Consider the following 14,748-nt stretch of genomic DNA (forward strand, 5'->3'; position numbering starts at 1 on the left):
AAAAATTAAAGCAAATGATCAAACAACTGGCCAAGCGCTTTTTCCGATGGTTTTGCCATCCTGACTACTATGATGAAATTGCAGGAGACCTGGAAGAAATGTATGAGCGGAATAAAGTAGAAGGTTATCGCTTGGCTCAGTGGAAATATTTCTTTCAGGTTATGGGTTTGTTTCGTCCTTCCCTCATTCGGTCTTTTCCGCAACTCAACTTAAATCAGCCTACCATGTTCCGACATTACTTTAACATCAGCACCAGAGTTTTGCTTAAGCATAAATTTTATACAGCGATCGACATCCTGGGACTTGCGGTGGGTATGGGGGTGTGTCTGCTGATCTATCAGTACATTCATTTTGAACTCAGTTATGATCAGTTTCATGAGGATGCGGAAAACATTTACCGCCTTACCCAAACCACCATTAAGAATGGAGAAAAGCAGGGAACCGGCGTCTATACCACATACGGGCTTGGTCCAAGTGGAAAAGAAAATATACCAGGGGTAGAGGAATTTGTAAGAATACGAACTATCGTAAATGAAGGACCTATTATCATTAACCCTGAAAGCCAATTAAAATTTCTGGAAAATGAGGTTTGGTATGTTGACAGTACTTTTTTAAAAGTATTTAACTTTCCCTTGATCTATGGTAAAAGAGAATCCGCACTCAATCAGAAACACAATATTGTAATCTCCAGAAAAATGTCTGAAAAATATTTCGGAGAGATCAACCCCATTGGCAAAGAGCTAAGAATTAGTTTAGGATTAATGAGTGGAGATTACATTGTCACAGGAGTTTTAAATCAATTGCCTGTCAACAGTCATCTACAGTTTGATTTTCTTATCCCTATGGCCTTTTTCCGAGAAAATTATATTCCTTACTATGTAGATGATAGCAAAGGATGGGCGTTAGCTGATTATGTAACATACCTTAAACTTCATGAAAATGGGGATATAGGTCAGGTAAGTGATAAACTCAGTCAGTTGATGGCTACTCATGCCCTTAGAGATGCTGAAAGGCCAGAGGATTGGAAGATTGAGTTGCAGCCACTTACTGATATTCATTTAAAGTCAAATTTTCCCAACGATCCGCTCAGCAGTCCCGGAAGCATACAGAATGTAGCGTTTTTTTCGATAATAGGCGTGTTCATACTCTTGATGGCTTGGGTAAACTATATCAACCTTTCCACTGCAAGAGCCATGCATCGTGCAAAAGAGGTGGGTGTTAGAAAGACCATGGGTGCAATTAAAAGTCAATTGGTAAGTCAGTTCATGACTGAATCTATCGTGATCAATGTTCTTGCTGCTTTACTCTCCATAGGCATTGCCTTTTCTATGTTGCCTATGCTCAACAATATTCTTGGAAGAACAATATCCTTTACTATATTTCAGTCCATGGAGTTCTGGGGATTTTTCTCATTAGCAATCTTAGTAGGGTCATTGCTTTCAGGTTTATATCCAGCCTTTGTTCTGTCGTCTTTTAAGCCAGTAAGTGTGCTTAAATCATCATTCTCAATGTTCAAGAGAGGGTTTGACTTACGTAGAGGCTTAATCGCGTTTCAATTTTTAATTTCGCTACTGCTCATTTCAGGTACTTATCTGGTATACCAACAAATTACTTTCATGAAAAATCAGGACCTGGGCATGGATATGGAAAAAATACTGGTACTGAATGGACCAAGGTTGTTTAGGGAAACCCTAAAAGAAGCTGGACTGACAGAAGAAAGTAAACAGGAAGTATTCAGAAACAAACTGCTTGCCCATCATTCCATTACTTCTTTTTCGTTTGCTAGTTCAATCCCGGGTAAAGAATATTTTACTACGGAGGGTTTCCGCAATGCTGGGAAAACAAAAGTTGTAGAGAATGTAAGTACTGTGATTGTGGATACAGCTTTTGCAGATACCTATGAACTAGAGTTTCTAGCAAGGACCGTTTTTGATGTTTCCTCTTCTGTTGATCGAGCCATTGTTAATGAAGAATCAGTAAAAGCTTTTGGTTTTGGATCAGCCGAAGAAGCACTACATCAGGTTTTAATCAACAACTGGGGTGAGGGTGATTCTATTGAAATCGTTGGCGTAGTGAAAAATATACATTGGAGTTCATTAAAAGATGCTCACGCTCCAACTCTGTTCATTTTGCATAATTACGCAGCTTATTTTTCTATCCGCATGAACATGTCGGACATACCAGCATCTATTGCACATATTGAATCAGCCTATCACGAAGTTTTTCCTGACGATCCCTTTGAATATTTTTTCTTAGATGATGCCTTCAACCAGCAATACCAGGCTGATCTTCAATTTAGGAATCTGTTCTCTGCTTTTTCGGCACTGGCCATCTTCATAGCCTGTATAGGATTGTTTGCGCTGGTATCTTACTCAGCTACTTTGCGAATCAAAGAAATTGGCATCCGAAAAGTGTTGGGAGCAGGAGTAGGTCACCTGATGATGCTTCTATCTCGTGAATATCTAATGTTATTGCTCTTTTCTATTGGTCTTTCTGTCCCGGCTATTTTGTTCGGTGGAAAAGCCTGGCTGGAAAACTATGCCTACCAGGTGGGTATCAGCATTGATCTCTTTTTAATTCCCGTACTCACGCTATTGCTCATATCGTTTTTAACGGTATGCTATAGAACTTATGCTACTGCCAAAGCTAATCCGGTTGATGCTCTGAAGATGGAATAAAAGCATGTATCTCCCGAGATTTTTTAGGGAGACACATGCTATACTTATTTTTTAATAAACCTTATGAGTTGGGGGCGGGTGAACTTGTCTTCTTTAATACTGAGAAAATATACACCCTGCTTCAGGGAAATGGTGGAAAAATCCAGAGAAATAGTAGATGCATTAAAATGATTGACCTGAACATTCTCAAGTAAGATTCTTCCGGTCTGGTCAATCAGTGAAGCCTCAACCTTAGGACTAAAGCTCTTAGAGCTTTGTACTTTCAGAAAGTTGTTATCTTCTAAAGCGTTAGGATAAGCACGTAGTGAAAGAACCTCATCTTTATTATTAATTTCTCCGTTGCAATTACTTGCACTTTCTCCCACCCCACTCGGGAGCGAACCAGTAAGGTTTAGGTGTAATTTGTCTAGCTGGGTACCACTTTCACGGTAAGCCATATCTATTGTATTTTCACCAGCCACAAAATTGAAGGGGCTGCCTGCCGTTTCATTCCAGTTAAAACTATTGCCTAAAGCCATATTTTGCCACCATTGAATCCAACTGCCTCCGTTGATACGAATAAAAAAGGAGTCGTCACTGCTGGAGGGTGCACGTACCCTTGCAAAAAGGTAATATGAGCCACCTTCACTAAGCAAGAATGTAAAGCGAATACGATTGCTTGGTATATCTGAGGGAGGGCTATAACTATTTAGATTGGGAACTACTACGTAATTCCCGCCGGAAGCAGCACCATCTAATGCTACAATCCAGTTACTTCCTACCTCTCCACATTCTGCCTCCAGCCAAACTTCCTGAACTGAAGTTGGAGAATTAACATTGATATTAATAGTTGCTTGTCCTTCCAGACCCTCAGCATCAGCTACTGTAAGTTTAGCGGTATATTCTCCTGCATTTTCATATGTATGATTCACAGTCTCTCCACTACCTGTGGTGCCATCTCCAAAGTCCCAGCTATAACTTACAATTCCCTGATCATCGCTGGAACTACTGCCACTAAAGGTAACTGTTAACGGCGCTGTCCCTGATTGAATATCTGCACTGACCGAGGCTAGAGGAGCTTCGTTTGGAGAGTCTCCACAATTATCGGCAGCTTCTCCTAAGCCGGCGGGCAATGCACTGCTAATACTTAAAAACAGCTTATCCAGATCTGTTCCGTCCTCACGGTAAGCAACATCAAGGGTATGACTACTACCTGCAGCAAAATTTGGCATCAACCCACTAACCTTCCGCCAATCAAAAGTACCAGTACGTGGGGCGACATTCCACTGTAACCAATTACCTCCGTCTACCCTCACCCAGAACGAGTCATCGGCACCAGATGGAGCACGTACTCGGGCATATAGATGATAGTCTCCTGCCTGCGGAGCAGTAAAGGTGAAAGAAACATGACTACTAACTGAACTTGGTGCAGCACCATAACTATTTAGTCCGGAACGGATAGTGAGGTAACTCCCAGCGGATGCTTCACCCAGACTTTCAGTATTCCAGTTATTTCCCACCTCTCCACATTCCGCCTCCAGCCAGATACCTCCATCCGATGTTGGGGAATTAACATTAATTTTAACTGTTGCCTCTCCTTCCAAACCCTCAGCATCAGCTACTGTAAGCTTAGCGGTATATTCTCCTGCATTTTCATATGTATGATTTACGGTCTCGCCACTGCCAGTGGTGCCATCGCCAAAGTCCCAGCTATATTTTACAATTCCCTGATCATCGCTGGAACTACTACCGCTAAAGGTAACTGTTAAAGGAGCAGTCCCAGCTTCATTATCTACAGTTAACTGAGCAGTAGGTGCCTGATTTTCTGAGCTTCCCTCACAGTTATTTGCACCTTCACCTATTCCACCAGGCATTAAACCACTCTGATTCAAATGCAGCTTATCCAGTTGTGCTCCATTTTCACGATATGCTATATCTATGATATTATTTCCAGAATTTAATGTCAAAGGGCTACCCTCCACTTCGTTCCAGTTGAAAGTACTTCCTGTGCTTATATTTTCCCACCACTGCACCCAGTTCCCACCATTGATACGAATAAAAAATGAATCATCTCCACTTGTAGGAGCTCTGAGCCTGGCAAATAAGTGATATTTGCCTCCATCATCTAGAGAGAAAGTAAATCGCACTCGGTTAGCTGGTACATCCGATGGAGGACTATAGCTGTTCAGGTTAGGTACTACCACATAACTACCACCAGAGGCTTCACTATCTTCTACTTCAATCCAGTTACTACCCACCTCGCTACATTCCGCTTCCAGCCAAATTCCTTTCTGACTCGTAGTGCTTCCGATGGGAGTCCGATAAGTTGTAGATGAGTTACGTCCAGTGGAGTAATACATTACTCCGTCCACGATACCAGCTATTCCTGATGAGCGTACTGTTGGCATATCCGAATACCTTATCCATTCATTTGCAGCTGGATTGTAAGCCAATACAGATTTTGAATATGGCCCTAAAAACTGATATTCACCTCCTAATACAAAAATCTTGTTGTCGTAAGCAAAAGTAGCATTTGTGATATGACCTTTGCCGGGTGTAAGATTATCAGGCACTTCATCTATGTCTGGCAAATCGGTAACTTTAGTCCAGGTTTCGGTAGCAGGGTCAAACATGTGCACATCATCCTGAGTAGTAAGGTTATTATCTTTTTGATGCTGACCACCTACAACGTACAGCTTTCCATTGATCACTGCTGAGCCCAAATGATTGCGCGGATTTGGTAGCGGGCTGTCTGTTAGATTTGTCCATCCGGCATTCAGATTATGTAAATCAAGAACAAATAAATCTCCCTGATCTTCATTACGAGCAGCATTTTCACCACCCACGTAGTATAATTTTCCGTCAATATACTCAAGTCCACCGGAGGCTCTTGCCAGGGGTAAGTCGGGCAGTCGCTCATAACTATCACTTGCTACTATGTATTTGTAGACATATTTAGTACCGAAAATTTGCCCATTTCCATTGGCACTGGCAGCATACCCCCCGGCAAAATATATGTTTGCACCATCAGTAGTAAAGCCCGCATGCGTAACACCTCCATGTGCTGAATTTGGATGCATCTTAGGCATAGGATTGAGCAATGTCCAGCTATCAAGCTGTGGATCGTATACGTAAACTCTTTCAGTAGGGGTATAAGACGGTCTTTTTTCAATATCAAAACCGCTGAAGGAATATAATTTCCCATTCACAACTTCGGATTGACCTTCGCTATTTCCAAGAGGCTGGGGAGTGCCTGTAGACCATGAAAGGCCCTGACTCAAAGAGGTTTGTACTACTTTATCGTTGATGTTAACTTGTACATCAGCCGAAGATTTTTCACTTTGAGTATTGGTCACTTCTATTGTTAGCCTTATTGGTCCTACCACTGCCAGCAGGTACGTGGGATCATTGACCGTAATCTGCCCATTATTGTCAATAGTAAACATCGCCAATGCATTGATAGGTGAATCATTAGGTGGAGTCCCTGTGCTCAATGCGTCTGCGTCAGTAATCGCAAATCCTGTAATGCTTTGCGCATCTGAAGCTGCTACAGTACCTACAGCAGTACCGGTAGGGCTACCTTCCAATACCTCAAACTCTTGCCCAGCCTCAACAATGGGTACAAAAGAATATGCGGAAAATGAATTATTTACATCATTTGCCTCACATAAAATAGGGTTATGGAATAAGGCAATAAAAATTCCATAGGAAAATAGTAAAAATGTTCTCATCCTCTAAAAATTGGTTAAGTTGTTTAGCTTCAAGAATTTTCTATCAAAAAAATCTTAATGTCTAAAGAGAATTATATCAAACTTGATATAGTGACAATTACCTTATCAAAATATTAATCTTAAAAAGCATATATCACTATTTTTAGATACTTACTCAAATAGTGATTAAGGATAGTAAATTAAATAAATTAGAGGAATTTTTAGAATAATACTCCTAATTTTTGATACAATAAAAAGGAGTATTTTTCACTTCAATTTTACTTTTTGAATCTCATATTTTAACATTATTCGCCTTGATGCACCAGTCGCTGCTGATCTTCTTCCAGTTTACTTCTCAAAGCCTGATAGTCAATCTCCTGCACAGGTTGGTTGGCGTCAATAGCCTGGGCAGCAGCGGTGGCGGCAGACTGACCCAACACCATGAATACCGGCTCCATACGGATGGATCCAAAAGCGATGTGGCTGGCAGATAAACAGACCGGCACCAGCAGATTTGTCACTTCTTCCTGTTTAGGGATGATGGAGCGATAAGAGATGGGATAAGGAGGAAAACCACCCACCTCAACATTCCCTTCATTTTTTACCTGAGGACTTCCATTTTCATTCTCCACAACTATGCGCTGGCAGTTGTGGGAGTCCATTGTATAGGCAGCCAGGCCAACAGGATCATCGATTTCCTCTTCGCCTACGCAATTGGCCTGCGTCATCACATATTCACCGATCAATCTACGGGCTTCTCGCACATAGAGCTGTGGCGACCAGTTACCATTTTCCTCATACTCATCTTTGGGATAGCCCCATTTTTTAACTTCATCCTGAAGTTCGGCAGGAACACGGGGATCGGTAGTATAAAAATAGAGTAATCCTTTGGTATAATCTTCATGGGCTTTAATGATGGAATCACGTTCCGCATAACTGGCCTCCGGATAGGCATGGCTCCAGTTGATCATATCGGTGGAGAAGCCTCCCCGGTTATTGATATCGGTTTTGTCATTGGGCATCAGGCTCCAGATGAAATACTGGTTAATACGTCTCATGTCAGGCTGTGCTTCAAACAGACGGGCCAGCAATTCATAGCGGCTAGCGTCATAGTTTTCCGGCTCAGTGATAGGAATCATGTTTTCCTCGTCACTGGTGAGGCATATCCGGAAATTATACGTCTGCACCAGGCTATCCCCACTTCCCTGAGGTTCCAGTTCTGCATCAGTAATTCCCCAGAGTAAACCACTATTCGCATCACCAGGAGTGACATAGGGATCAACACCATCGGGAAACTGATGGCCCTCCAGCATCTGTACACCATTGTAGGTCTCTCCGTACATACTGTTAGGCTCACGTCCTACATAATAATCTACTTCGGCAGCCGCCATCAAGTCACCCTCGTAGGTAGCATCAATAAACATTTTTCCGTTGTAAGTCGTACCGTCTTCCATTGCAATGGCAGTAATGGCTGTACCTTCTTTGGTTACACCATTTTCACGGTTCAGTTTCTTTCCTCGTACTAATTCAATGTTTTCGGCAGCGATCATTTCTTCATACACGTCAAGAGCCGCCGAGGGCTCAAAAGTCCACATCGCATCCTCCCCTTCCTCCGTGCGGGTCTGTCCTCCATCCTGATAGGACTGTCTGCTCTGCCATTCCCAGTTCGCTGAATCCTCATAATACTTGCGGATGTTCTGATAAAACTCTCGGGAAATCCCTCCGATAGCACTTTTGTTTCCAATATCTGTCTGCCCCAGCCCTCCGGTAGTCATCCCTCCTATTCTTTGGTATGGTTCAATGAGTACTACCGATTTATCCATGCGGGAAGCCTGTATGGCGGCAGCAATGCCTCCTGAAGTACCTCCATAAATGACAATGTCATATTCGGCAGCTTGATTATCTTCCTGAGCAGTTTCGGTTGAGGAGCAGGCCAGGGTAAAAAATGCCAGCCCCAGTAAAAGTAGTTTTTTCATGGTTTGGTTATCGGTCAGCTAATTGATTGTCATCTAGGGTAAGTCTCTGATCGTCTTGATGGAGTTGGGTTTTCAATTTTTCATAATCCACATCCTGCACCGCCACTTCATCTTCTATGGCCTGTACCGCAGCAGTGGCGGCACTTTGTCCCAGAATCATGAATACCGGCTCCATACGGATGGAACCAAAGGCGATGTGAGAGCTGGAGACGCAGACAGGAACCAGCAGGTTTTCGCATTCTTCTTTTTTAGGCACGAGTGAGCCGTAGGCGATTTCATAAGGTTCGGGCACTTTAACGCCGATATCTCCTTCATTTTGCACGAATCCATCCGGTTTTACATAACGCTGAATATTATGCGAATCCATGGTATAAGAACCCATGCCCACTGAATTAGGTGTTTCTCTTTTGTCCAGAATATCGTTTTCCGTCATTACATAGTCACCAATCATGCGGCGTGCCTCGCGCACATAGATCTGGTGGGGCCAGTTGCGATTGTCGGTAAACTCATCTTTGGCCAGGCCCCAGGTTTGCATTTCGGTACGAATTTCCTCCGGCACCCGAGGATCGTTGGCGGTAAAGTACATCAGCCCTTTCTGGTAGTTTTCATGTTCTTTGATGATCTCTTGGCGGCGTTCGTAGGATGCCTCTGGATAATCGTAGTTCATTCCGATATAATCTGTACTTACAGGCCCATGATTATTGGTATCGGTTTTGCGATTCGGGATATTATCAAATTTATTGAAGGTAGCTCTCCAGCCTTTATCATACACCCTGGCCAGCAGTTCATAGCGGCTGGAATCATAGCCTTCGGGACGAGGAAAAGGCACCCGATTGTCAGGATGATTGCTCAGGCACATGCGAAAACAATAAGCCTGTATTTTGTCATCTCCCTGACCATATTCACCGGGATCTTCATCTGAGATGAGAGGCAGCAATCCACTGGATGGATCACCGGGCACTACATAAGGATCAATATCTTCTTCAAACCAATGCGCATGGTGCAGTACGCCGGTTTGTATGCCGTTCCATTCTTCACCGTACACGCTATTGGCTTCCCGGCCCACATGATAGCTTACGCCTGACTCAGCCATTAAGTCGCCTTCGTAGGTAGCGTCAATGAACATTTTGCCCTGAAACAATTTTCCGCTTAGCGTTTCAAAGCTGGCAATGCGACCGTTTTCCATCTTCACACTACCACCATCCCTATTCAGCCACTCATCACGATACAGCTCAATTTCATGCTCTTTGATGAAATCCTCAAAAGCCATCTCAGCAATGTGAGGCTCAAAAATCCACATCGTACGGTTTTCTCCGTCCAGGGCAATGGTTCCCTGCCCTTTATTGCCAAATTCATCTCTTTTCTGCCACTTCCAGGTTTCAGGTTTCTGGTACTCCTGATATACTTTATGGTAAAATTCCCGGGAAAGCCCTCCGATCACTTCCTTGTTACCGGTATCGGTAAAGCCTAATCCACCCGCACTTAATCCGCCCAGATGCGTATCCGGGGATACCATGATGACAGATTTACCCATGCGGGCTACCTGTACGGCAGCAGTCACCGCCGCTGAAGTGCCTCCATAGACAATGACATCGGCTTCATAAACATTCGCTGTATTTTCTGCCTGTTTGGATTTATTTTCTGAACAATGCGTAAATAATGTCAGAAGTAACAGAAAAATAAAGGAAGGAAAGGTTTTAATTGTAATATGTTTCATGCTTTAGGTTGTATGGTTCTAAAATGAGTTTGTTTTTTTGTTTATCAAAGTTTCCTTCTATGAAATTGTATTCAACAATCAGCCTTTTCAACGTAAAGGCACTTTTAGTTCGGTAGCCCTGCCTTCATCTGCCTGAGCCTGCATCCAGTCAGCTAATTTATCATCAAGTGCATTCATCGCTTCTTGATAAGTCGGATCATAGGCGAGATTGACCAACTCATAAGGATCATTCCGGATATTGTATAATTCTATTGCCGGACGATGCTGATAGCGTTCTAATATCATCTTTGCTCTTTTGTCATCTGCCGCTTCATTACGCCATGAATTCATCCACCATAAATACGAAACTCTAGTGGGTGACCATTCTTCCGGATTCATCAACAAGGCATTCTCAAAGCGATTTTCAGGAAAGAGGTTGACAATATATTTTAATGAATCGTTCCTAACCGAACGAATGCCATACGCCTGAGAAGCCGCATTGATACCGCGTGTAGTTTGTATACCGTAAACATATGCTTTGTGTTGATCCGTATTGCCTAACAGCACTTGTTTGAAACTTTTCCCATCCAGTGCTGAGACTGCATTTGTATTTGCCAGATCCAGGATCGTCGGGACAATATCCACATACTCTACCATTGCATCGCTTTGCGTACCTGCTTCTACCATACCCGGATACCTGACGATCATTGCACTTCGCAGACCGGCATCATAGCAGGTCCACTTTTCAAAAGGAAATAGACTGCCTTGCTCGCTCAGTACAATCACCACAGTATTACTCTTCAGCTCTTGATCATCTACCAACTGCAGGATTTCTCCTACCTGCCGATCAAAATAGGTGATTTCAGCAAAGTACCTGGTATATGCTTTGCGCGTGTCGCGGGTATCAATCAGGTAAGGGGGTAAGCGTATATTTTCAGGTGGGTATTGGGTAGTATCGCCATAAGTCCAGGGGGCATGAGGAGAACTGCACATGGCAAAAAGACAAAAGGGTTGTTTCTTTTCTTTACTGTCGCTGACAAACTTTTTAATAAAATCAACATCCGGATCGCTGGTATTTTCTGAGTATACAAATGGATACACAGATTCAGGGCCAATATGACGTTTACCGGTCAGTGCCAGTTGATAGCCAGCAGGACTCAAGTGGTGCACAATGCTCTTTACATGCTCATATGACTCACTGTGATTGGCATAAGCTCCATTTTTTACCGGGTAAAGTCCAGTCAACAGATTTTGACGTGTGGGAGCACACATAGCAGTAGCCTGAAAACAACGGTTGAACTTCATCCCTTCACTAGCCAGTGATTTCAGGTTGGGGGTCTTGGCCTGTCCACCATATACTTCCAGGTCACGGAAAGTACAATCATCGGCCATAATTACGATAAAATTGGGCTTTATTTCTTCCTGAGCACACATTGGATAGGTCAACAATATCAACAGGGACATCAGCATGCAGGATGAAAAAAAGCGAGCAGTGCTGTTTTGCAAAAGGTTATGATATGTTACTTTTGAATTACTCATTGCTCATATCACTTTCCATAATTTCAGCTAATTTTTGCTTCATTTTTTCAACCATATCTGGTCGTTTAGCATAGAGATTGGTAGTTTCGGATTCGTCCTCAGATAAGTTGTATAGTTGTCCGGGAACAGTTGAGGAGCCATTTTCCGGCTCATCTATATATTTCCACTGGTTCCATCTTAAGCCGTAGGCCGCTCCACTGGATTGCACGACTACACTATTTCGTACTCCGTCATTTTCACCTTTCAGTACATTCAACAGATTGTAACTATCTTTTGCTGAGTGTGAAGGTATTTGGTAACCTAGCAAAGCCGCCAGACTTGCCATCATATCGTTCAATGAAAAAAGGCTGGCATTCTTTTCTCCAGCAGGAAAGTGACCGGGCCAACGGGCGAGAAAAGGTGTACGAACTCCTCCCTCCCAGGCATCCCGTTTGGTACCTCTCAAATGCCCATTGGGATAGTGAACCTTTTCAAGTTTCATACTTTCATCTATTTTGAAAGGGCTATTGACAGCCTCCTCCATGGCTAACTCATTGGCAGCCATAGAAAAATGAGAACCATTATCGCTGGCAAAAAAAATGATGGTATTTTCTTTAAGCCCCAGTTCATCCAGCGTATTGAGTATCCTGCCAATATAGTGATCCAGTTCGTGTACATAGTCTCCGTATAAGCCAGCATCTGTTTTGCCACGAAATTCTTTATTCACAGCCAGAGGTATATGAGGCACATAAGGAGAGAAGTACAGAAAAAAAGGCTTCTCACGCTGAGTTTCAGCATGCTCCTTTAAATAACTAATACTCTCATCAGTGATATAAGGTAGGTATTCCTCTAGTTCGTAATATTTGATATGGTCTTTATTCTTAGCCGCTTCTGTGGTGTAAAAATCATGTCGGAAAGCAGCGGTAACCATTTTGTCCTCAAATATCCAGCACTCACTGGCACAGCTAAAGCCCAGCCAGTGATCAAAACCATGATCCATGGGTCCATCGCTTACTGGCTTGGAGAGGTCCAGGTTAGCGCCATTATCATCAGCACGAAACTGACCATAACCGGCAGGCTTTTTCCCATCTAAGGTTGGGAAAGTGGTCCCCAGATGCCATTTGCCAAAGCCTGCGGTGGTATAGCCACTATATTGTAACATTTCGGGCAGTGTGACTTGCTCCTGAGTCATCAGGGAGGGTTCATAATTACCCAGTACTCCTCTTTTGTTAGAGCTTCTAAACGGATAATTACCAGTCATTAATGCATATCGGGTAGGTGTGCACACTGCTGCCGGGCAGTAGGCATTCGTAAGCTGGATACTTTCCTCAGCCAATTTATCCAGGTTAGGCGTAGGAATAAGTGATTCCTTATTGTATGCCTTTAAATCACCATAGCCCAGATCATCAGCCAGAATCAAAACGATATTGGGCTTTGGCTGTTCTTGTGCAGCTATATATTCAATTCTGAAAAAGGCAAACAACAAGCACAATATAAATTTATACAACATATATATTCTCATTCTCATATTATTTCTTGTTCTCAAAAAATCTGGCTGAAAAGGCTAAAAGTCTTCTTTTGAAGGCCTTTAAAGCCTTTCATTATCCTACATTGATTTCAAATTCAATAATTGTCCTATTCCTAAAGGTATTGAAATTAACAGTTGTAATTCATATTACCATCCGGGATTACCATCCGGGATTCTGGCTTTCCTGACTCATTGACTCATTGTTATCAATTTCCTCGGCAGGAATCGGCCATTTCAGATGTCTTTCTTCAATATTGGCCTTGACGGGTCCCGCATTACCTATCACTTCTAAGGCAGTACCGGTACGCAACAGGTCATACCATCTTTTACCTTCCATCACAAACTCCTTGGCTCTTTCCAAAAGAATCTCATCCTGAAAAGCTTCGGCAGACAGTCCGGCAGGAAAATCTGCTTCAGTATCGGGCGTACTCAGATTTCTGCCGTAGGCTCTCCTTCTAATCTGGTTAGCTGCTGCATATGCATCAGCCGTAGGACCACCATTTTCCATAGCTTCAGCTTCAGCATAGATCAGCAGAATTTCTGCATACCTCAGTACTGGGAAATCATTGCCGGGAGGGTCAGATTCGGTATCTCTGAATTTTTTGAACAGCATAGGAATTTCAGGACTTAAAAACTGTTCATCAAACTCACCATTGTACAGCCAGTCGTTAGGCCTCAAATCCGGACCATCCAGCTGGCCAATCCATTCTCCCAGCCAGGAGTCTAGGTTACCATACCAGGCATGGGCATTACTGCCTATTGAATATCCGGAACCTGCCCGGTGCATCAGCCATAAAGGTTGGAAACCAAACCCCTCAATTCGGGCGTGTTTGAGAGAAAAGATTTCCTCAGAACTGGTAAGGACATCTGGACCAAAAATCTGCTGGAAATCAACCGGCTCATCCACTTCTACGAGGCTAAACTGTCCCGAATTCATCACTTCCAGTGCTTTATCTGAAGCCTCAGCCCACTGACCCCGCGTTAGATATACTTTGGAGAGCAGACCGGTGGCTGCCCAGCGAGAGGCTCTTCCCAGTTCAGCAGTTGAGTATGCATCCGGCAGATTTTGTTCGCCAAATTCAAGGTCTTCTATGATCTGGTCATATACTTCAGATTCAGGAGAACGCTCTATGGCAAAGTTTTGAGTTTCTGGCACAGTACGCAAGGGTACATCACCAAATAAACGTACCAGATGGAAGTAAGCCAATGCTCTTAAAAATCTGGCTTCCCCAATCAAGCGGTTGTTCAGCGCATCATCTACACCATCAATCTCTGTATTCTCCAATTGATTGATCACGATATTCGCACGATTGATGACCTGGTATGCGCCTCTCCAGATATTACCAATACGCTGAATACTGGTAGCATCCAGCTGATAGCTACCCGCAGGAGACTGGCTTCCCCTCCCGTAGATGTAATCCGAAAACATTTCAAGATTGCCCAACAGCCACCAGCCATACAGATTTTGTCCACTGAAAGGAGAATAAATACCAGAAGTTGCGGCTATGGCTCCTTCACGTGAGGAGAATACCGCATCCTGCGACAGAAAGGTCCTTGGCTCTTCCTTCAGTATTTCTTCACTACTACAACCCAGCATCAATACTGTAAGGCAAAGGATGAAGCTGTATTTCAATATTGTTTGTTGTATATTCATTTTCATAGT

At 43.2% G+C, this 14,748-nt stretch carries 7 protein-coding genes; 1 reads left to right on the plus strand and 6 read right to left on the minus strand.

What is annotated here, in order from left to right:
- Window positions 1-14: 14 nt before the first annotated feature.
- Window positions 15-2,678, plus strand: coding sequence for an ABC transporter permease (locus tag WJR50_RS22175; protein ID WP_341295518.1), 2,664 nt, complete (start codon window positions 15-17; stop codon window positions 2,676-2,678).
- Window positions 2,679-2,722: 44 nt separating this feature from the next.
- Here WJR50_RS22175 and WJR50_RS22180 read toward each other — a convergent pair whose 3' ends face one another.
- From WJR50_RS22180 to WJR50_RS22205, 6 genes are all read right to left on the minus strand, one after another.
- Window positions 2,723-6,388: a PKD domain-containing protein gene (locus tag WJR50_RS22180; protein WP_341295519.1), complete on the minus strand. Its 3,666-nt coding sequence runs from the start codon at window positions 6,386-6,388 to the stop codon at window positions 2,723-2,725.
- A 284-nt stretch (window positions 6,389-6,672) separates the two neighbouring features.
- Window positions 6,673-8,343, minus strand: a complete 1,671-nt coding sequence (locus WJR50_RS22185) for an FAD-dependent oxidoreductase (RefSeq protein WP_341295520.1) — start codon at window positions 8,341-8,343, stop codon at window positions 6,673-6,675.
- A 7-nt stretch (window positions 8,344-8,350) separates the two neighbouring features.
- Complete coding sequence (locus WJR50_RS22190; RefSeq protein WP_341295521.1) at window positions 8,351-10,060, minus strand: FAD-dependent oxidoreductase; 1,710 nt, start codon at window positions 10,058-10,060, stop codon at window positions 8,351-8,353.
- A gap of 87 nt (window positions 10,061-10,147) precedes the next feature.
- The gene (locus WJR50_RS22195; protein ID WP_341295522.1) at window positions 10,148-11,578 is read right to left on the minus strand and encodes a sulfatase family protein; all 1,431 of its coding nucleotides are present in this window, start codon (window positions 11,576-11,578) and stop codon (window positions 10,148-10,150) included.
- Window positions 11,571-13,085, minus strand: coding sequence for a sulfatase family protein (locus WJR50_RS22200; protein ID WP_341295523.1), 1,515 nt, complete (start codon window positions 13,083-13,085; stop codon window positions 11,571-11,573). The genes WJR50_RS22195 and WJR50_RS22200 overlap by 8 nt, the downstream gene beginning before the upstream one ends.
- A 160-nt stretch (window positions 13,086-13,245) precedes the next feature.
- On the minus strand, window positions 13,246-14,745 hold the full coding sequence (locus tag WJR50_RS22205) for a RagB/SusD family nutrient uptake outer membrane protein (RefSeq protein ID WP_341295524.1): 1,500 nt from the start codon (window positions 14,743-14,745) through the stop codon (window positions 13,246-13,248).
- Window positions 14,746-14,748 lie beyond the last annotated feature (3 nt).

The organism is Catalinimonas locisalis (assembly GCF_038039535.1).
Classification (GTDB): domain Bacteria; phylum Bacteroidota; class Bacteroidia; order Cytophagales; family Cyclobacteriaceae; genus Catalinimonas.

Bases quoted from the DNA above. Each gene is read 5' to 3' on its own strand.
- WJR50_RS22175 (WP_341295518.1), top strand. From the start codon at position 15: ATGATCAAACAACTGGCCAAGCGCTTTTTCCGATGGTTTTGCCATCCT.
- WJR50_RS22190 (WP_341295521.1), bottom strand. From the start codon at position 10,060: ATGAAACATATTACAATTAAAACCTTTCCTTCCTTTATTTTTCTGTTA.
- WJR50_RS22200 (WP_341295523.1), bottom strand. From the start codon at position 13,085: ATGAGAATGAGAATATATATGTTGTATAAATTTATATTGTGCTTGTTG.
- WJR50_RS22195 (WP_341295522.1), bottom strand. From the start codon at position 11,578: ATGAGTAATTCAAAAGTAACATATCATAACCTTTTGCAAAACAGCACT.
- WJR50_RS22205 (WP_341295524.1), bottom strand. From the start codon at position 14,745: ATGAAAATGAATATACAACAAACAATATTGAAATACAGCTTCATCCTT.
- WJR50_RS22185 (WP_341295520.1), bottom strand. From the start codon at position 8,343: ATGAAAAAACTACTTTTACTGGGGCTGGCATTTTTTACCCTGGCCTGC.
- WJR50_RS22180 (WP_341295519.1), bottom strand. From the start codon at position 6,388: ATGAGAACATTTTTACTATTTTCCTATGGAATTTTTATTGCCTTATTC.